This window comes from Marinobacter fuscus (genome assembly GCF_003007675.1).
Lineage (GTDB): Bacteria > Pseudomonadota > Gammaproteobacteria > Pseudomonadales > Oleiphilaceae > Marinobacter > Marinobacter fuscus.
In genome coordinates this window covers 13,663-32,841 of record NZ_PXNP01000020.1, presented here as the reverse complement: position 1 = coordinate 32,841, position 19,179 = coordinate 13,663, and the positions used below count along the sequence as shown (strand labels likewise).

Sequence of the window (19,179 nt, the reverse complement as noted above, 5' to 3'; positions counted from 1 at the left end):
GAGGATTTATGTCGTTTTTCAGGGTCAGGAAATCCACTGCAGTTGCCCTCGTATCAATGATGTTGCTGGGTACCGGGCGGGCGTCAGCTCAAGACGCTGTTGCTCCGGACGACAGCAATGACCGGCTGGTGGCCGAACTGGCAGAAGATGAAAACGTCGAAGACGTCGAGCAGTCCGAGCCACGCCACGCCAGCGGGATCGGAACGCAGCCAACCGGTAACAGCGACAACCCGCCTTCGGAGCAGCCCGGGGCTGAACCACCCACGCCACCGGCAGAGCCGGAGAACACCGAAACGCCCCGCGCCATTGCACCCAACATTGACCTGAAAGAGGTCGCACCACTGCCGGAACCCGAGCCAGCCCCGGATGCGACCGAAGAGCAAAGCCCTGACGAAGCGCCCGAACCTGACAGCACCGGTACCGGCACTCCGGATGCCGGGGGCGAGCCAGCCACCAAAACCGGGCCGTTACCGGAAACCACTGGCCCCGTTGCCGCACAGAGTTTCACCCTTTTGGGCAAAGAGATTCTGCCCGCCACCTCAACCCGGCTGGCCTGGTCACCGGGCATTCAGATAGCGGGCTTGTCCCAGATTACCCCGGTTCTGGTGGTGAACGGCAAGTTCCAGGGCCCAACTCTGTGCCTGACCGGCGCGGTCCATGGTGATGAGCTGAACGGAATCGAGATCATCCGCCGCTCTATGTACGACCTGAACCCGGAAAAACTCAGCGGCCGGGTGATTGGCGTGCCCATCGTCAACCTGACCGGTTTTCAGCAGGGCACCCGCTATCTGCCAGATCGCCGGGATCTGAACCGGCATTTTCCGGGCAGCCCCGACGGTTCCCTGGCCGACCGGATTGCCCACTCCCTGTTCAACAGCGTGATCCGCCATTGCGACATGCTGGTAGATATACACACCGGATCGCTGAAGCGCACTAACCTGCCGCAACTGCGAGCCGACATGAACAACCCGGACGTGGCCGAATTCACCCGTGGCTTCGACCGCATGGCGGTTGTTCACAGCACCGGCTCACCCGGCATGCTGCGCACCGCCGCCACCAACGCCGGAATCCGCTCGGTGACACTGGAAGCCGGGGAGTCCCTGCGCATTCAGGAGCATCAGATTGAAGCCGGGGTGAACAGCCTGAACAGTCTGATGGAAAAACACGGCATGATTTCCCGGATGTTTGTCTGGGGTAGCCCCGAGCCGATCTACTACGACTCCACCTGGATACGAACCCAGCACGGCGGCATTCTGTTCAGCGACGTAAAACTGGGGGCCACCGTGTCGGAAGGTCAGATTCTGGGCTACGTGGCCGATCCGATCACCAACGAACAGCACCCGATCCGCGCGGGCGCCGATGGCCGGGTGATTGGCATGGCGGTAGATCAGGTGGTTATGGCGGGCTTTGCTGCCTATCACATCGGCACTGAAGCCCAGATCCCGGGTGAGTAACCCTGTTGTTACTCCGGATTCATCCTCACACCAACGCCAGCAAGGAGACCGTTTATGGCCAGAGTGTCTTTTGTCTCAATCCATTCATTCCGGCTGCTAGGGCTTGCCCTGGCTGCGCTCTCGCTCCAGGTTGCTGCGGCTCCCTGCAACCCCGACAACGCCCAATGGAATCCAAACCAGGTGTACCCGGAAGGCGCGGTTATTTTCCATCAGGGCAGCTGGTACGAATCCCGCGAACTGCATCAGGGGCTGGACCCCGGCATTACCTTCGACTGGAAGCAACTGGATGCGGCGCCCGACTGTGCTAACCGGCCCACCGCTGTAGATACCCGGCCGGCAACAACCAGCGCGAGCAACACCGATAATCTTATTGCCAGCCGCACTAACCCAATCTGTGAAAAGCCCGACCAATGGCTGTTCGCCAAACGCTACAGCGCAGGCAGTGAAGCCAGCCATGGCGGAAAAGTCTGGCGGGCAACACAGTCAACCCGGGGAGACATGCCAGGGCAAAGCTCACCGGAACGCTGGGAGTTGGTTACGGATCACTGCGCCCTGGGGGCCTGATCGCCCTGCGCCAGTTCGGCCAGAGCCCGCTCCACGCGCAGTACAATCTGCTCGAGCATCGCTCTCGGGCAACCGATATTCAGCCGCATAAAGCCTGTGCCCGGCCCGCCGAAGGTGACCCCGGGGTTCAGCCCGACTCCGGCCTGGCGTATGAAGAAACGCTTGAGTTCGGCATCCTTAAGCCCCAGCCCCCGGCAATCCAGCCACATCAGATAGGTGCCCTGCGGGGCTTCTGCCTGAATGCCCGGCCACCGCTGGGAAATCTGTGCCAGCAGATAATCCCGGTTGCCCTGCAGGTACATCCGCAGCTCATCCAGCCAGGCTTCACCATGGCGGTAACCGGCCTCGAACCCGGCAATACTGAACGGGTTGCACTGGGGCAGGTGCAGGCGCTGGAATTGGGCCTGCATCGCCTTGCGCAGTTCTGCATCCGGAATCACCAGCGCTGACAGCCCCAGGCCAGGCATATTGAAGGTTTTGCTGGGCGCCACCGCGGTAATCAGCGCATCCCCGGGCTCTGCCAGAGTGGCCATTACGCTGTGGGCCGATGCGTCCGGGAAGCTCAGGTCGCAGTGGATTTCATCCGACAACACCACCAGTCCATGGCGGCGGGCGATGCCCAGAACGCCAGCCAGTTCGTCTTCAGTCCAGATTCGGCCCACCGGGTTGTGGGGCGAACACAGCAGCAACAGCCGGGCCTCCGGCCGGGCCGCACATTGCTCCAGGTGCTCCAGATCCATGCGGTAGCCTGCCGGTGCCGACGGATCTTCCAGCAGCGGATTTTCGATCACTTGACGCCCCGTGTCCCGGGCTGAACTGAAAAACGGCGGATACACCGGGGGCTGGATAATCACCCCCTCACCCTGCCCGGCAAAGGCCAGGCACGCCGCATGCAGAGAAGGCACCACCCCTGGCGCCATCACGATCCAGTCGCGCTCGATAGACCAGCCATGGCGCACCTGAAACCAGTCGGTCATGGCCTGATACAGGCTGTCCGGGAACAGCGTGTAACCGTATACCGGATGCTGAGCCCGGACCATCAGGGCTTCAGTAACCGCCTCCGGTGCGGCAAAGTCCATGTCTGCCACCCAGGCCGGAATAACGTCATCGCGGCCAAACACCGCCTGGCGGGCGTCGAATTTGACGGAACAGGTATGCTCCCGGGTAATCGATTGGTCAAAACGGCCAGTCATGATAAAACTCCGGCTGATGGATGAGACTGCCCGCTATTGTGTTGACACCGGTGGGCCATGGCAACCAATAGCCAACCCGGGAAAATTACCGGACGAGACAAAAATCAAAGCATGCACCGGGTGGGGCACTCGTCTTTGGTCGAAGAAGGCGCTTTTTCACTTGCCCACACCCTCGAGTACTTGCGAACCTAATCGATTACCTTTTTCCAGAATTTTCGTTCGGAGCAGTCCCATGATTGGCCAGATTCTCTCCACCATGCTGCCGGTGTTCCTGATTGCCGGTTGCGGCGCACTCTATGGCCGGTACCGGACCCCCGATATTCAGGGTCTGAACGTGCTGAACATGGAATTGTTCGTGCCCATGCTGGTCTTTGCGGTGCTGGCCGATCAACAGGCACCCCTGCAGGATTACGGCTGGCTGGCCCTGGCCGCCACCGTGGTGGTGCTGGGCTCGGGCCTGGTGCTGTATCCGGTGGCCAGGCTGCTGAACCTGAACCTGAAAACCTTCCTGCCGCCAATGATGTTCAACAACTCCGGCAATATGGGCATTCCACTGCTCGTGCTGGCCTTTGGCGAAGCCGCCCTGCCTGCGGCGGTGGTGTTGTTCATCGTGGAAATGCTGCTGCACTTTTCGGTGGGCCTGTACATGCTGGATCCTCACACTTCCATCATCAAACGGCTGCGACTGCCCATTGTGTTTGCCAGCATCGCCGGGCTGGCAGTCAACCTCAGCGGTGTCGCACTGCCGGGCTGGCTGCTGGAAACCCTGAACATGCTGGGCGGTGTGTGCATCCCGCTGATGTTGTTCGCCCTGGGGGTACGCATGCTGGATGTGGATTTCAGCGACTGGAAGCTCGGCCTGATCGGCGCCATTGCCTGCCCGGTCTCCGGCCTGATTCTGGCCTGGCCGATGATTGCCCTGCTGGATCTGCCCGCTTTGCAGGTGGCCTGTTTGTGGGTATTCGCGGCGCTGCCACCGGCCGTGCTCAATTACATGGTGGCCGAGCAGTATCAACAGGAACCCCATGCGGTGGCGTCGCTGGTGCTGCTGAGCAACCTGGGCAGTCTGGTGGTGATGCCCGTTGTGCTGGGCTTGGTGTTTACCGCAGGCTACGTGTAAGCTTTCCGACATTACGGAGAATTGATAAATGTCAGAAGCTGCTGCGGTTGTCCGCGCCTCACGCCCGAACTTTCTGATTCTGGCCCCGCTCTGTGCCGGGCTGGGATTTGCCGTGGTCTGGCAGCAAGGGCAGGAACCCGCGCTGCTGCACACTCTGCTGATTTTCCTTGGGGCGATACTGGCCCACGCCTCGGTCAATTTGCTGAACGAATACGACGATTTCCGTTCCGGGCTGGATATGATCACCCGCCGAACGCCATTTTCCGGTGGCAGCGGTGCTCTGCCCGACGCCCCCTCTGCCGCCCGGCGGGTGTTGATCGCCGGGGCAGGCACCCTGTCGCTGGTCATAGCCATCGGCCTGTATTTCCTCTGGCTTCGTGGTTTGCCCATGCTGGTTCTGGGTGCGGCGGGCATTGTTCTGGTGGTCACCTACACCCGCTGGATTACCCGCTCACCAATCATCTGCCTGCTGGCGCCCGGCATCGGCTTTGGCCCGGTCATGGTGCTGGGCTCAGTGCTGGCTTTGGGCGGCAAACTGGACACCCCTGCCCTGCTCGCTGCCCTGGTCGCCCTGCTGCTGGTGAGCGAACTGCTGCTGATTAACCAGATCCCCGATGCCGAAGCCGACCGACAGGTCGGGCGGCGCCACCTGGTGATCACCCTGGGGCCGCAAAAAGCTGCCCGCCTGGTGACGCTGCTGTTGCTGGCCAGCTATGTTGCCTTGTTTCTTGGCGCAATTCTGGCCGCCTTGCCCGTAGGCGCTCTAATCGCCCTCGCGCCCCTGCCACTGGCACTCTGGATCGGCTGGCGCTTACCGAACAGCCTGAATCATCCTGGCGAATTGAACCGGGTACTTGGCATCAACGTCGCCGTGCTTCTGGCAACGCTCGCGCTACTGGCCATCGGCCTGTCACTATAAACCCGCGCAAAGTTCGCAAACGCTTGACCCGGCTCACTCTGTGCGCTTGCAACAAACCCAACTTTGACCGAAGGTTAAGGGCACTTTTGCCCGTTTTCATTGGTGATGACGATATGGAGATCTGCTCATGAGTGTCCTGCTTCTGGCCATCAGTGCTCTGGTACTGATTTATTTTCACATCGGCGGAAAAACCGCGGCTATCGTCATGTCTGCGGCGACTCTGATCGGGGTCGCCCAAGACGACTGGCACCTGGTCAGTTTTCTGGCGGGCGGCGTATTGCTGGCGCTGGCCCTGATCATCACACTCCCCGGCGACCTACGCCTGGACAAACTCAGCCGCCCACTGCTGGGCTGGGTACGGGGGCGCCTGCCAAAGCTATCGGATACCGAGCAGGAAGCCCTGAAATCCGGCTCGGTGGACTGGGATGGCGAACTCTTCTCCGGCCAGCCGGGATGGGAAAAACTGCTGGATGCCGCCCCGGCCCACCTCACCAGCGAAGAACAGGCGTTTCTGGATGGTCCGGTGGAAGAACTGTGTGCCATGCTCGACGACTGGCAGATTACCCACGAACACTACGACCTGCCGGACAATGTCTGGGCCTTTATCCGTGAGCAGGGTTTCTTCGGCCTGGTGATCCCCAAAGAAGACGGCGGCCTGGGCTTCTCCAACACCGCCCACTCCGAAATCGTGATGAAAATATCCACCCGCAGCGTGTCGGCAGCGGTCACCGTCATGGTGCCCAACTCCCTCGGCCCGGGTGAACTGTTGATGCATTACGGCACCGACGACCAGAAACAGCACTATCTGCCGCGCCTTGCCAAAGGCGAAGAGATACCCTGCTTTGCCCTGACCTCTCCCGTGGCAGGCTCCGATGCTGGCGCCATTCCCGACAAGGGCATTGTGTGCAAAGGCCAGTGGAACGGTGAGGAAGTGCTGGGACTGAAAGTCACCTGGAATAAGCGCTACATCACCCTGGCGCCGGTCGCCAGCCTGATCGGCCTGGCCATCAAGGTATACGACCCGGACCAGCTGCTGGGCGAGAACGAAGAAGTCGGCGTGACCTGCGTACTGGTGCCCCGGGAGACCGAGGGCGTTCACGCCGGTGCCCGGCATCTGCCGATGAACACGGTATTCATGAACGGGCCGACCTGGGGCAACGACGTGTTCATCCCCATGGCACAGGTGATCGGCGGCCAGGACATGCTCGGCAAAGGCTGGACCATGCTGCTGGAATGCCTGTCCATCGGCCGCTCCATTTCACTGCCTGCACTGGGTACCGGTGCTGGCAAACTGGCCTGCCTGGCCACCGGCGCCTACGCCTATACCCGGGAGCAGTTCGGCCGCTCCATCAGTCAGTTCGAAGGGGTACAGGAAGCGCTGGAACCGGTGGCAGGCTACACCTACATGATGGATGCCGCCCGCCTGCTGACGGCCGGTATGCTGGATCGGGGTGTGCGGCCCTCGGTGCCGTCGGCGGTTCTGAAATACCGCAACACCGACCTGATGCGCGAAGTCATTAACCATGCCATGGACGTGGTGGCCGGGCGCGGCGTCATCACCGGGCCCCGCAACTTCCTGGCCCGGGCCTATCAGGCGGTGCCCATTGGCATTACCGTTGAAGGCGCCAACATCCTCACCCGCAGCCTGATGGTGTTTGGCCAGGGCGCCATCCGCTGCCACCCGTTCATCGTCGATGAAATCGAAGCCGCTGGCATGGACGACGAAGACAAAGCCGCGCAGAAATTCGACGGCATCTTCTACCGCCACCTGGCCCACACCACCCGCAACGCCCTGCGCGCCCTGGTACTGGGGCTAAGTAAAGGCTGGCTGGAAACCGCGCCGCGACAGGGCGACATCCAACACCATTACCGCCAGCTCAGCCGCTTCTCAGCCGCCTTTGCGCTGATGACCGACGTTACCCTGCTCACCATCGGCGGCGGCCTGAAAGCCCGCCAGCGGTTGTCTGGCCGCATGGCCGATTCCCTGGTGCACCTGTATTACGCCACCGCCGTGATCAAGCTATGGCACGAAGAGGGCTACCCGGAAGACCAGCGCGACCTGGTGGAATGGTGCCTGCAAACCTGCCTGAAGGATCTGCAGCAGGCCATGCGCGACGCCATCATCAACTTTCCGGTACCGGCCTTGCGCTGGCCACTGCGCCTGCTGGTGTTCCCGCTGGGCGCCACCGGCCTGAATGGCCCGGACGACAAACTGGGCGCACGGGTTGCCGCCAGCATCGTTGAAGACACCCCGGTGCGTGAACGCATCAGCCGTGGCACTTACATCAACACCGATCCGAACGACCCACTGGGGCGGGTGCTCAACGCCTACCGGCTGGCCAACGACACCGCCGACATGCGCCAGCGCCTGCACACCGCCATTCGCAGCCGCAACGAAGACGAACTGGACGCCATCGCCCTGCTGATGGGCCACCAGCGCAAGGAACTGATGGACTGGGCCTGCGCCGAAGGCGTGGTCACCGCAGATGAATGCCCGAAACTGGAAGAAGCCCTGACCGCGCTGTACGACGTCATCCGGGTAGACGCCTTCGATGCCGACGGCCTGAAAGAGCTGGCCAAAAACGCCACCGGCAAACGCAAAGTGGTGGAACGGCCCGCCAAGGAATAAACCCGAGGGCGGTCACTCGCCCCGCAAGCCACCCCGAATGGCCTCATCCACCAGCCAGCGCCGCAGAGTCTGAATCCCCCGCTCCCGGCGCCGGCTGGTTTTCCAGGCAAAATAGAACTTGTCCCCGGTCACCAGCGCGTGACACGGCAACCGCACAAACTCCTCGGAATCCTTGCGCGTGCTCAACATATAGTCATTGGTGAGCGCCACCCCCTGATGGTACCTGGCCGCCTCCAGCGCCAGCAGCATATGGCTGAAATGCTGAATCCGGGTACTGGCGGGCAGCGCCCGGTTCACATCCCGATACCAGGCCTCCCAGTCACCCGCCGCCTTGTCGTAGATACTGTAGGTCGACAACAACGGAAACCGGGCCACCTCCTCCGGCGAAAGCGGTGCCTCGTCCACCGCCTCCGGCCGGTCATCCCGCCCCAGCTCCCGGCGAATACGCTGCCAGTAATCCTGACTGCACACCGGAAACAGCCGCTCCTCATACAGCAGCTCATAACTGTACGCCCGCGAACTCTGGTGAATGGCAATAAAACAGTCCGCCACCCGGTCTGACAACGCCGGGTTCTCGGTGCTCATCTCCAACGCCAGATCAATCTGCGGATGCAACCGTTGCAACTCCGGCAACCTGGGTACCAGCCAGCGCACCGCAAACGAACTAAACACCGACAGCCGCAACCGCGACTCCTCATGCCCCAGCAACTGCTCACTGGCCCGCTCGATCTGCAGCAGCGCCGAGCCGATGGCATCAAAATACTGGCGGCCATCATCGGTCAGAGTCACCGCCCGACCAGATCGCCAGAACAGCTGCTCACCCAGATACGTCTCCAGCTGCTTGATCTGATGACTGACCGCACTCTGGGTGATGGCCAGCTCCTCGGCGGCCAGTGAGAAACTGTTCAGCCGGGCCACGGCTTCAAACACCGGCAAGGCTTTGAGGGGAGGAAGCTTCATATCTGCTATCTAAATTTCTAATGGATCAGGAATAATCATCATTTTATCGGATAGTAACACTTCCGTAGACTTACCACAGACACACGGGGATCAAGAGGCAAGCACACAAATGTCAGGCAAAACCGTCAACAGCGCCATACTTCTGCTGGTCATCGGCAACGCCATGGCCATCCTCTCCGACGTCATGATCAAAATGCTGGAACCCGGCGCCCCCGTCTTCCAGTTCGCCTTCGTACGCAGCTCCCTGACCCTGCTGTTCCTGCTGCCGCTGATGAAAAAGCTCAATCGCCAGCACCTGTTCAGCGGTTTCAAGGTACACGCCATCCGGGCCCACGTGCACCTCGCCGGTATCCTGTGCATGGTCGTGGCCCTCAGCAACCTGCCGCTGGCCACCGCCAACGCCATGTTCTACGCCGCCCCCATCCTGGTGATGGTGCTATCCGCCTGGTTCTTCCGGGAAAAACTCACCCCGCTCAGCGTGATCGCCGTCTTCAGCGGCTTCACCGGCATCGTACTCATCCTGCGGCCGGTGGAATTCAACTGGGCGGCCATCGCCGCACTGGTCTCGGCGCTGTCGCTCGCCATCAACGCCGTCATGGTGCGCAAACTGCCCAAAGAACAGAGCACCGTCCACAAACTGTTTTTGAACTACCTGCTGATCCTGCCAGCGGCAGGTGCCCTGGCTCTCTGGGAGGGAGCCAGCATAGAACCGGAACTGCTGCTGACCGCAGCTGGCTCTGCACTGTTCATCCTGTGCTACAACATTACCGTATTGATGGCCTACCGCCACGTCGACGCCAACCAGGTCACCAGTGCCGAATACACCGGCCTGATCTGGGCCGTCGCCATCGGCTGGATCTGGTTCAGTGAAGCGCCGGATCTGTGGTTTCTGGCAGGCAGCCTGATGATCATCGTGCCGCTGGTTCTGCTGGGATTACAGCATCGGCGCCGCTCACCGGCCCGGGGCTTTAACCCGGCCAACCGGGATCGGGAAGCCGACGCCGCTGCGCAGCAGGCAGCAGAACAGGCCGCGTATCAAGAAGATGCCGAGCCGCGAAGGCAGACCTCAATAGCAAAGGTGTGCGGGCAGTCCGCTTCGAGCTGACGCAACGAGTCCGCCAACCGAAGCAGATATTCCGAATTGGGGCCACTGGGCCCCGATGAGGCGGCAATCTGAGCGGCAATGGCAGGCTCAGGTGCCTCGCCCAGATACGCCTCGTTGTCCGCCGTGGCGATGTAGACCAGGCCCTCAGCGTGGCTGCCGTTGTCGAAGGTCATGGGCGTGCGAAACCGCAGGTAACCGTTCTTTTCCCGTACATCCAGGTACTCAAATACGTTCGGCGACACCCGGTAGGCCATGCCCTTGCACAGGGCACCTGGCTGCTCAATCAGCGTGACCACCCGGCCCGGCGCTTCCGGCGTACCCCGATGATCGTGAGAGCCCTGCCAGAACCGCCGTGCCCAGCCTTGAATCGACGCCGGGCGCCGTTCCAGAAACGGAAAGTCCACCTTGTAGATCAGTGAGCCATAACCGAACAGCCAGATGGCGTCGACACCGTCGAAATCGAACCGGCGACGGTTGTGCTCAATGGTGTTGGCCGACATACGGAAACCTTACTGACAAACGGCCTGGCAGTCTGTCAGCCCAGAGACGTGCTGGCAATAAAACCGGCAATGCCGGTCAGCACAATCTCCGCCGCCATGGCAGACAGAATCAAGCCGCTGATTTTTGACATGATATTCAAGCCGGTCTTACCCAGCGCTTTTTCCAGATAACCGGACAAGCGCAACAACACCGCCAGCGCCAGCAGGCTGGACACCAGCCCCAGCAAACCGCCCATCACTTCCGGCACCGCCTTGAGTTCGGCACCGTAAACGAGAATAGCACCAATGGTGGCCGGGCCGATCATCACCGGAATCGCCAGAGGTACCACGGCAATGTCATCTCGGTTTTCGTCGGGCAAACCCGTGGCGTGGTTGCGGGTACCACTGTTCACCAGGCTGATGGCCGTAAGGAAGAGCAGGCTGCCCGCGCCAATCCGGAACGAGTTCAGAGTAATGCCAATGGCACTGAACAGCAGCGGGCCGGCGAAAAACAGAATCACCCCCAGAATAAAGGCTGAGATACAGGCACGACGGATAATCGACGCCTTTTCTACGGCGGGTAACCCCCGAGTGAGCGCCAGAAACATGGTCACCACGAAAAACGGCGCCAACAGGAACAGAAAACGGATGGTGCTGCTGAGATAGGTGGAGAAAAACGTTTCAATCATTCGGGCAAATCCGGCACAGGTTTAAAGCCGGTAAGCATAGCCCCCGACAGGCTTTTTTACCGTAAGGAAGAGAACCTATGGGGGGTCAGCGCTTCTTGATCGACGGCTTACGGGACTTGCCGGGTTTCGAAGGTTTGCCCTTTGACCCCGGGCCTCTACCACCCGGTTTGGGGCCGCCCCCGGCTTTACCCACGGGCCGCTTGCCAGGCCCGGCACTGGGGCCTTTGCGCCCTTTACCGGTCGGTGGCTTGCCACCGGGTTTTGCGCCAGAGCGGGCAGGCTTGCCATCCGCCCCCGACCGCCCCGTTCTGGCACCTGCGGGCTTCTTTCGAACCTTGCTGCCCGCAGGCTGCGCGGCTTCAGACGATGACCCCCGAATGGCATCGAACAGCACCGCCAGTTCCTTCTCGGTCAAATCCCGCCAGGCTCCCACCGGCAGGCCCTGCAGGCTGACGTTCATGATACGCACCCGCTCCAGCCTGGTGACCTCATAACCAAAATGCTCGGCCATACGGCGGATCTGGCGATTCAGGCCCTGCACCAGCACGATGCGAAACACAAACCGGGACACCCGCTCTACCTTGCAGCGCTTGGTGACGGTACCCAGAATCGGCACGCCGCTACTCATGCCTTCCACGAATTCCCGGGTGACCGGCTTATCCACCGTCACCAGGTATTCCTTTTCGTGGTTGTTACCGGCCCGCAGGATCTTGTTCACCAGATCGCCGTTGCTAGTCAGGAAAATCAAGCCCTGGGAATCTTTATCCAAACGACCAATGGGGAAAATCCGCTCGCTGTGGCCAACAAAGCGCTGAATATTGTCACGTTCGGCGCTATCAGTGGTGCTGACAATACCCACAGGCTTGTTCAGGGCGATAAAGACCAGATCTTCTTCATCCCGGGGCTCCACCACCTGCCCGTTCACCTTGACCACATCACCCGGCAGCACCTGATCCCCCACCTGCGCTCGGCGGCCATTGATGTGAACATTGCCCTGCTCAATATAACGGTCGGCATCCCGGCGCGAGCACATGCCGCTCTCGCTGATGTATTTATTCAGTCGGGTGGAGGTTCTGGTGTTCATGAAGCCCTGCCGGATGCCTGGAAATGGGATATCGCTCGGTCGTGTGCGGGCATCATCCCACCGGGTGGCTGTGACGGCAACCGGTAGGCAACAAACGACTTCAAAACTATCCTAATATTATCTAGAACTTACACCAATATTAGACTAAAGCATTAAGTAGTTTTACCAGCATCATTAAGCAAACCATCATGGTTCGCTGTTAGAATGCGACGCTTTTATTTTCGCCCCCGGGCTTTCAAGACTGCCAAAGAGGGGTTAACCGCATCACAAGAGGTGGATCATGTCGACCGAGTCCAGAATTCGTTGCCCCATGCTTAGCAAGCGCATTATGAGCGCCAAAGACGCCGCCAGCCTGATCCCCTCCGGCGTCAACGTAGGCATGAGCGGTTTTACCGGCGCAGGCTATCCCAAAGCGGTGCCCCAGGCGCTGGCCGAGCACATCCGGGAACGCCGCGGCGAGGGCGAAAATTACCGCATCAGCGTCTGGACCGGCGCCTCCACCGCCCCGGAACTGGACGGCGCCCTGGCGGAAGTGGACGGCATTGAGCTGCGCCTGCCCTACCAGAGCGACCCCATCTGCCGCCAGAAGATCAACGACGGCAAAATGGAATACATCGACATCCACCTGTCGCACGTGGCCCAACATGCCTGGTCCGGCTTCTTCGGCGAGCTGAACATCGCGGTGATCGAAGTGGTGGGCATTACCGAAGATGGCCGGCTGATTCCTTCTTCGTCCATCGGCAACAACAAGACCTGGATCGATCAGGCCGACAAGGTCATTCTGGAAGTGAACCACGCCCAGAGCCCAGGCCTGGAAGGTATGCACGACATCTATTACGGCACCGCCCTACCGCCACGCCGCAAGCCGATTCCGATGACCCAGGCCGACGAGCGATTCGGAGAAAAATACTTGATCTGCCCTACCGAGAAGGTAATTGCGGTAGTGGAAACCAATGCCCCGGACCGCAACTCCCGGTTCAGCGATCCGGACGAAAACTCCCGGCGCATTGCCGACCATCTGCTCGAGTTCTTCGCCAGTGAAGTAGAGAAGAAGCGCCTGCCCGCCAACCTGCTGCCGCTGCAGTCTGGCGTGGGCAACATCGCCAACGCGGTGATGGCTGGCCTGAACGAGGGGCCGTTCGATAACCTGACCGCCTACACCGAAGTACTGCAGGACGGCATGCTGGCCATGTTGAAGTCCGGCAAGCTGGCCAATGCCTCCGCGACGGCCTTCTCCCTGAGCCCGGACGCCAACCAGGAGCTGGCGGACAACATCGACTTCTACCGGGAGCGGATCATTCTGCGCAGTCAGGAGATCAGCAACCACCCGGAAGTCATCCGTCGCCTGGGCATCATCGCCATGAATGGTATGATCGAAGCAGACATCTACGGCAACGTGAATTCCACCCATGTGATGGGCACCCGCATCATGAACGGCATCGGTGGCTCCGGCGACTTTGCCCGCAACGGCTACCTGTCGGTGTTCATGACTCCGTCCACCGCCAAAGGCGGCGCTATTTCCACCATCGTGCCCATGGTCTCCCATGTGGACCATACCGAACACGATGTTCAGATTGTGGTCACCGAGCAGGGCCTGGCGGATCTGCGTGGCCTGCCACCCCGCCAGAGGGCACTGAACATTATCGAGAAGTGTGCGCATCCGGATTTCCGCCCGCGCCTGCTCGATTATTTCGAGCGCGCCTGTGCCAGCGGCCGGGGCATGCACACTCCCCACCTGCTGAATGAAGCGCTGAGCTGGCACCAGCAATACGAAGACAGCGGTCAAATGTAAACACCCGCCGCCGCTTTGGCGGCAGGGTCTGATCAACTCAGTAAAGCTTCGCCAGGGACTTCTTGGCGAATGCTTCCACCTCATCCAACCGGCCTTCCTTTACTTTCACCAGCCACTCCGGATCCTGCAGCAGGGCCCGGCCAACGGCAATCAATTCAAATTCGCCATTGTTCATCCGCTCCACCAGCTCATCAATGCCGGATTGCTCTACCGCCTCTTGCTTACTGGCAAAGGTGCCACTGATGAAGTCTTCGGTGAGGCCGACACTGCCTACCGACATAGTGGGTTTACCGGTAAGCTTCTGGGTCCAGCCCGCCAGGTTCAAGGTAGAACCCTCGAATTCCGGCTCCCAGAAACGGCGGGTGGAGGCGTGGAAAATATCCACACCGGCCGCAACCAGCGGTTTCAGGAACTGCTCCAGTTGCTCGGGGCTGTCAACCAGGCGAGCTTCGTAGTCCTGTTGCTTCCACTGGGAGAAGCGCAGCATGATCGGGAAATCTGGGCCTACCCGGTGGCGTACCTCTTCAACGATTTCCACCACAAACCGCAAGCGGTTTTCCAGGCTGCCGCCGTATTCATCGTCCCGCTGATTGGTGCCTTCCCACAGGAACTGATCCAGCAAGTAACCGTGGGCCCCGTGAATCTCGACGCCGTCAAAGCCCAGGGCCTTGGCATCCTGTGCGGCATCACCAAAAGCTTTGATCACATCCTGAATGTCATCTTTGGTCATCGCCTTGCCGTTGGGCTTGCCCGGCGCAAACAGGCCTGACGGGCTGTAGCCCGGTTCCGACGGATCCGGCTCGGTGCCTTCTTTACGTACCGCACCCACGTGCCATAACTGCGGGAAGATGGCCCCACCGGCTTCATGCACAGCATCCACTACCCGCTTCCAGCCTGCCAGCGCGTCATCACCATGAAAGGCCGGTACATTCGGGTAACCGTTGGCTCCCGGATGATTCACCGTTGTGCCCTCGGTAATGATCAGGCCAACGCCCGCTTCGGCCCGGCGACGGTAATAATCCACAACGTTGTCGCCCGGCACGCCACCCGGGGAGAAATTCCGGGTCATCGGGGCCATGGCCACACGGTTGCGCAGCTTCAGATTCAGCAATTCGAAAGGTTCAAACAGGGAACCAAGATTCATACTCATGGGTGGACAACCTCGTTAATTTGGTTTCGTAACGCAACCCTATTAAATTCGGTTTCAGGATGCAACCCCATTTAGTACACTTACGGACATGGCCAGAAAACGTTTTGACGATTCCAATTGCTCCGTCGCCCGCGCCCTGAATGAAGTGGGGGACTGGTGGTCCCTGCTGATTGTATTGCAGGCCATGTACGGCACCCGCCGCTTCGTGGACTTCCAGCAACAGCTGGGCATCGCCAAGAACATTCTCTGCGACCGCTTGGGCAAACTGGTGGACAATCAGGTGTTGAAGAAGGTGGACGTGGGCGAGCATGGTTCCCGCTTCGAGTACAGGCTCACCGACAAGGGCCGGGATCTGTTTCCGGTGGTGGTGGCCCTGCGCCAGTGGGGAGACAAGTGGAACCCTGCACCGGATGGTCAGCCACTCGACCTGCGGGATCGCGATACAGGCCAACCCATTCGCCCGGTGATCGTTCAGAATACCGAAGGCTATGCCCTGGGCATCCGGGATGTATTCGTTCCAGATCAAAGCACTGGCGAAGAACAAACATCCTGACTATCAGCGATGGCCACATTCCGCCGCGTTTTTTGAGTTACATCAAGGTGCGGTTTTCGCACCGAACAGCCGCTTAACTTTCTTGCGCTAAATCAACTTTCTCTTCGCCACGCTCGTTACATTAGCGCCATTGATCTTTCATGGATAAGGAGATGGCTATGTCTCGTGGTTTCAAATTGGGTGTTCTGGCGGCAGCGGTAATGGCAGCGGCCCCGGTGGCTCAGGCTTTTGAGGCGGGTGATTTTATTCTGCGGGCCGGTGCAGTGCATGTAGCACCGGGCGATTCCAGCGACCCCCTGCTGGTAACCGGGTTCGGGCCTCTGGACGGTAAGCAGGATCTGCTGGCGGGTACCGAAGTTGGTGTAGACGCGAATACCCAGGTTGGCATTCGCGCCACCTATATGGTCACCGGTAACATTGGTCTTGGCGTGCTCGGCGCAACGCCCTTCAAGCACAACATCAAAGGTGAGAGCTCTCTGTACGCGGCAGGAAAACTGGGTGAAACCAAGCATCTGCCACCCACGATTACCCTGCAGTACTTCCCACTGGCAAGCAGCTCTGCCTTCCAGCCGTATGCGGGCGTGGGCGTAAACTACACCACCTTCTTTGAATCGAAAACCAACGCCACCCTGACCGGGTACGTCGACAGCACCGCGAATGCGGCCTACGGAACGCCGCTGGGTACTGTGTCTGACACCAAGCTGGATCTGGACGACAGCATTGGCGTAGCGGTCGAAATCGGCATGGACTACATGCTCAACGATAACTTTGGTCTGAACGCAGCGGTCTGGTGGGCGGACATCAACACCGATGCCACCGTGTCTGCGTTTGCCGGCGACACCAAAGTCGCCGAAGCCACCACAAAAGTGGAAATCGACCCGATGGTGTACATGGTCGGTTTCACCTACAAGTTCTGATCGCCCCCCCCGGTAGCGCCATTGGTCTGTCGGCTACCGGAAGGTGTTCTCCTGTGCGGGGCTTCGGCCCCGCTTTTTTTGTTTCAGGCTCAGAAGTTCATGCGCTCTGGCGCTGGCCTGAACGGCCGCTCCGGCTCTGGCCCTGACTCTGACCACCGCGACCACGGCCGCCGCCGTTCCGGCCCGCCGGCTTCGGGCCAAAGCTGCGACCGTTGCCACTGCCATTCTGTGGCCGCTTGTTGCGGGCCTTGCTCGGGCCGGCCTTGGCTTTCGGCTTCAAAGGCAAGTTGTTCTTCGGCTCAAAGCCTTCCACTTCCTTGCGCGGCAACTGCTTCTTGATCAGCTTTTCGATGCCCGCCAGCAACTTGCCCTCGTCGGCACTCACCAGAGACAACGCATGGCCACGCTCGCCTGCCCGGCCGGTACGGCCAATACGGTGCACATAGTCTTCCGGCACGTTGGGCAGCTCGAAGTTCACCACCTGGGGTAGCTGTTTGATGTCCAGGCCACGGGCGGCAATGTCGGTGGCCACCAGCACGCGCACTTCACCGGCCTTGAAATTAGCCAGTGCCCGGGTGCGGGCACCCTGGGATTTGTTACCATGAATCGCCGCAGCGGTAATGCCGTCTTTCTCCAGCTTCTGGGTCAGCCGGTTGGCGCCGTGCTTGGTGCGGGTAAACACCAGCACCTGGTCCCAGCTGTTGTCCTGCACCAGTTTGCTCAGCAGGGCGGATTTCTGACTCTGATCCACCGGGTACACCGACTGCTTGACGGTTTCAGCTGTGGTATTACGGGCCGCCACTTCCACCTGCACCGGGTTGTTCAGCAGGCCCTGGGCCAGGGTGCGGATTTCACTGGAGAAGGTGGCCGAGAACAGCAGGTTCTGGCGTTTCGCCGGCAGCATCGCCAGCACCTTGCGGATGTCGCGGATAAAGCCCATGTCGAGCATGCGGTCGGCTTCGTCCAGCACCAGAATTTCCACTTCGTCAAAGCGCACTGCGTTCTGCTGGTGCAGATCCAGCAAACGCCCGGGCGTGGCCACCAGAACATCCAGCCCCTTACGCAGCTTCATCATCTGGGGGTTAATCTTGACGCCACCGAAGACCACAGCCGAACGGGTAGGCAGATACTTGCTGTACAGCGCCACGCTGTCGTGAACCTGGGCCGCCAGTTCGCGGGTGGGCGCCAGAATCAATGCCCTGGGGCCTTTGCCGGTGCGCGGCTTCTCGGCCAGGCGCTGCAGCAGCGGCAGGGTGAAGCCAGCGGTTTTACCGGTGCCGGTCTGGGCCGCCGCCATCACATCCTTACCGGACAAAACCGCCGGAATGGCTTGTTGCTGGATGGGCGACGGGGTTTCATAACCCTGATCGGAGGTAGCACGGACCAGCTGCTCGGACAAACCGAGGGAAGAAAAACTCATAAACGATGCACTCTTGATGAAATCTGCACCTGCGAACACCGAAACCGGTGACAGAGGGCAGTTGCCATGACAGTCATGGAATAAAAGACGACTACAGTCACGCGCCGGATACGGGGTGACGTCCTCTGACAGGTCGTATGAAATGGTTCGCAAGGCGGCTTGTTGGCCGAAAACTGCGGAATCCCTAGAGGCAGGATGGGCGCACGGTAACAGGTCATCCGGCAAATAGCTATAAGTGTTTGTCTGGTGCTCCGTCGGGCTACCGGGAACTTGCCGGGGTGAATACCGTCACACCAGGCCATTATCCACAGACAGGACGTGACTATGTTGAGTGTGAACCTGGGCCCGCTGAGCCTTTCCATTGGCCACCTTTTGCTGATGCTGGCCTTTGCGCTGGCCCTGGTTGTTGGTGGCCTGCTGGGGCGCCGCTACCGGGTGCCGGTAGCCGGGTCAGTGGCCGATGTCTTTGTGTTTGCCATGGTGGCTGCCCGAGTGGGCTTTGTGGTGGGCTATTTCGAACATTACCGCGACAATCTGCTGGGCATCTTCGACATTCGCGACGGTGGTTTCGATGTGCTCTGGGGCGTGCTGGGGGCGCTTGCTTTTACCTTTTTCCTGCTCTGGCGGCGAGCCAGAGTACGTAAACCGCTGGCCATGGCGGTGCTGGCCGGTACCCTGTTCTGGGCGGGTGCGGCCGGAACCATCCAATTGATTGAACAGCAGGCTCGGGGCTTGCCGGACATTGCCCTGCACTCCCTCTCGGGAGAAGCAGTAGCCCTGGCCGGGATTCCCGATGGCCAGCCCATGGTGGTGAACCTGTGGGCTACCTGGTGCCCGCCCTGCATTCGGGAAATGCCGGTGCTGGAAGCCGCCCAGAAGGAGAATCCGGATATCCGGATCGTGTTCGCAAACCAGCGGGAACAGCCGGAAACCGTGATCGACTTTATCCGGAATCAGAACCTTTCCCTGGAGAATCTATACCTGGATAACCGGGGGGCCATGGCCAGTGCAGTGGGTAGCCAGGGCCTGCCCACCACCCTGTTTTATAATGCCACCGGTGAACTGGTAGACACCCACTTTGGCGAACTTTCGCGGGCCACCCTGGCCCGGGGCCTGGAGAAGATCCAGCCCCCGCAACGCTGAGCTGACGT

17 protein-coding genes are annotated in these 19,179 nt (G+C 60.4%); 10 read left to right on the top strand and 7 right to left on the bottom strand.

Annotation, left to right across the window (positions count from 1 at the left end; translation table 11 throughout):
• The first annotated feature begins 8 nt into the window (after nucleotides 1–8).
• On the top strand, nucleotides 9–1,454 hold the full coding sequence (locus C7H09_RS05490) for a succinylglutamate desuccinylase/aspartoacylase family protein (RefSeq protein ID WP_106761606.1): 1,446 nt from the start codon (nucleotides 9–11) through the stop codon (nucleotides 1,452–1,454).
• 54 nt (nucleotides 1,455–1,508) lie between these two features.
• Entirely contained in the window at nucleotides 1,509–2,018 is a 510-nt protein-coding gene (locus C7H09_RS05485) for a carbohydrate-binding protein (RefSeq protein ID WP_106761605.1), read from the top strand.
• Here C7H09_RS05485 and C7H09_RS05480 read toward each other — a convergent pair.
• Entirely contained in the window at nucleotides 1,997–3,211 is a 1,215-nt protein-coding gene (locus C7H09_RS05480) for a MalY/PatB family protein (protein ID WP_106761604.1), read from the bottom strand. The two genes, C7H09_RS05485 and C7H09_RS05480, sit on opposite strands and share 22 nt — an antisense overlap.
• A gap of 232 nt (nucleotides 3,212–3,443) precedes the next feature.
• Between C7H09_RS05480 and C7H09_RS05475 the strand changes: the two genes are divergently transcribed.
• The 3 genes from C7H09_RS05475 (at nucleotide 3,444) to C7H09_RS05465 (ending at nucleotide 7,879) form a co-directional block, all read left to right on the top strand.
• Entirely contained in the window at nucleotides 3,444–4,331 is an 888-nt protein-coding gene (locus tag C7H09_RS05475; RefSeq protein ID WP_106761603.1) for an AEC family transporter, read from the top strand.
• Between the two features lie 28 nt (nucleotides 4,332–4,359).
• On the top strand, nucleotides 4,360–5,250 hold the full coding sequence (locus C7H09_RS05470; RefSeq protein WP_106761602.1) for a prenyltransferase: 891 nt from the start codon (nucleotides 4,360–4,362) through the stop codon (nucleotides 5,248–5,250).
• A 127-nt stretch (nucleotides 5,251–5,377) separates the two neighbouring features.
• Nucleotides 5,378–7,879 carry an acyl-CoA dehydrogenase gene (locus C7H09_RS05465; protein ID WP_106761601.1) on the top strand — a complete coding sequence of 834 codons (2,502 nt, stop codon included), beginning with the start codon at nucleotides 5,378–5,380 and terminating at the stop codon, nucleotides 7,877–7,879.
• Between the two features lie 12 nt (nucleotides 7,880–7,891).
• Here the strand turns inward: C7H09_RS05465 and C7H09_RS05460 are convergent, their stop codons facing one another.
• Nucleotides 7,892–8,839 (bottom strand): LysR substrate-binding domain-containing protein, encoded by a 948-nt coding sequence (locus tag C7H09_RS05460; RefSeq protein WP_106761600.1) that lies wholly within the window; start codon nucleotides 8,837–8,839, stop codon nucleotides 7,892–7,894.
• A gap of 109 nt (nucleotides 8,840–8,948) precedes the next feature.
• On the opposite strand from C7H09_RS05460, the gene C7H09_RS05455 reads away from it, so the two are divergent.
• Complete coding sequence (locus tag C7H09_RS05455) at nucleotides 8,949–9,944, top strand: DMT family transporter (protein ID WP_106761599.1); 996 nt, start codon at nucleotides 8,949–8,951, stop codon at nucleotides 9,942–9,944.
• On the opposite strand, the gene C7H09_RS05450 is transcribed toward C7H09_RS05455, so the two are convergent.
• The 3 genes from C7H09_RS05450 to rluF all read right to left on the bottom strand — a co-directional run bounded on the left by C7H09_RS05450 (nucleotide 9,875) and on the right by rluF (nucleotide 12,196).
• Nucleotides 9,875–10,444 (bottom strand): gamma-glutamylcyclotransferase, encoded by a 570-nt coding sequence (locus C7H09_RS05450; RefSeq protein WP_106761598.1) that lies wholly within the window; start codon nucleotides 10,442–10,444, stop codon nucleotides 9,875–9,877. The two genes, C7H09_RS05455 and C7H09_RS05450, sit on opposite strands and share 70 nt — an antisense overlap.
• Before the next feature lie 35 nt (nucleotides 10,445–10,479).
• On the bottom strand, nucleotides 10,480–11,112 hold the full coding sequence (locus C7H09_RS05445; protein WP_106761597.1) for a MarC family protein: 633 nt from the start codon (nucleotides 11,110–11,112) through the stop codon (nucleotides 10,480–10,482).
• A gap of 85 nt (nucleotides 11,113–11,197) precedes the next feature.
• Nucleotides 11,198–12,196, bottom strand: a complete 999-nt coding sequence (gene rluF, locus C7H09_RS05440) for a 23S rRNA pseudouridine(2604) synthase RluF (RefSeq protein WP_106761596.1) — start codon at nucleotides 12,194–12,196, stop codon at nucleotides 11,198–11,200.
• 280 nt (nucleotides 12,197–12,476) lie between these two features.
• Between rluF and C7H09_RS05435 the strand changes: the two genes are divergently transcribed.
• The gene (locus C7H09_RS05435; protein ID WP_106761595.1) at nucleotides 12,477–13,988 is read left to right on the top strand and encodes an acetyl-CoA hydrolase/transferase family protein; all 1,512 of its coding nucleotides are present in this window, start codon (nucleotides 12,477–12,479) and stop codon (nucleotides 13,986–13,988) included.
• 37 nt (nucleotides 13,989–14,025) lie between these two features.
• Here the strand turns inward: C7H09_RS05435 and C7H09_RS05430 are convergent, their stop codons facing one another.
• A complete protein-coding gene (locus C7H09_RS05430) occupies nucleotides 14,026–15,138 on the bottom strand; it encodes an NADH:flavin oxidoreductase (protein WP_106761594.1) in 1,113 nt (370 codons plus the stop codon).
• A gap of 88 nt (nucleotides 15,139–15,226) precedes the next feature.
• On the opposite strand from C7H09_RS05430, the gene C7H09_RS05425 reads away from it, so the two are divergent.
• Both C7H09_RS05425 and C7H09_RS05420 read left to right on the top strand, forming a co-directional pair.
• Entirely contained in the window at nucleotides 15,227–15,691 is a 465-nt protein-coding gene (locus tag C7H09_RS05425) for a winged helix-turn-helix transcriptional regulator (protein ID WP_106761593.1), read from the top strand.
• Between the two features lie 158 nt (nucleotides 15,692–15,849).
• The gene (locus C7H09_RS05420; RefSeq protein ID WP_106761592.1) at nucleotides 15,850–16,608 is read left to right on the top strand and encodes an OmpW/AlkL family protein; all 759 of its coding nucleotides are present in this window, start codon (nucleotides 15,850–15,852) and stop codon (nucleotides 16,606–16,608) included.
• Between the two features lie 97 nt (nucleotides 16,609–16,705).
• Here C7H09_RS05420 and C7H09_RS05415 read toward each other — a convergent pair whose 3' ends face one another.
• Nucleotides 16,706–18,028: a DEAD/DEAH box helicase gene (locus tag C7H09_RS05415; protein WP_106761591.1), complete on the bottom strand. Its 1,323-nt coding sequence runs from the start codon at nucleotides 18,026–18,028 to the stop codon at nucleotides 16,706–16,708.
• A gap of 324 nt (nucleotides 18,029–18,352) precedes the next feature.
• Here C7H09_RS05415 and C7H09_RS05410 point away from each other — a divergent pair, with 324 nt between their 5' ends.
• Entirely contained in the window at nucleotides 18,353–19,171 is an 819-nt protein-coding gene (locus C7H09_RS05410) for a TlpA disulfide reductase family protein (protein WP_106761590.1), read from the top strand.
• The last annotated feature ends 8 nt before the right edge of the window (nucleotides 19,172–19,179 follow it).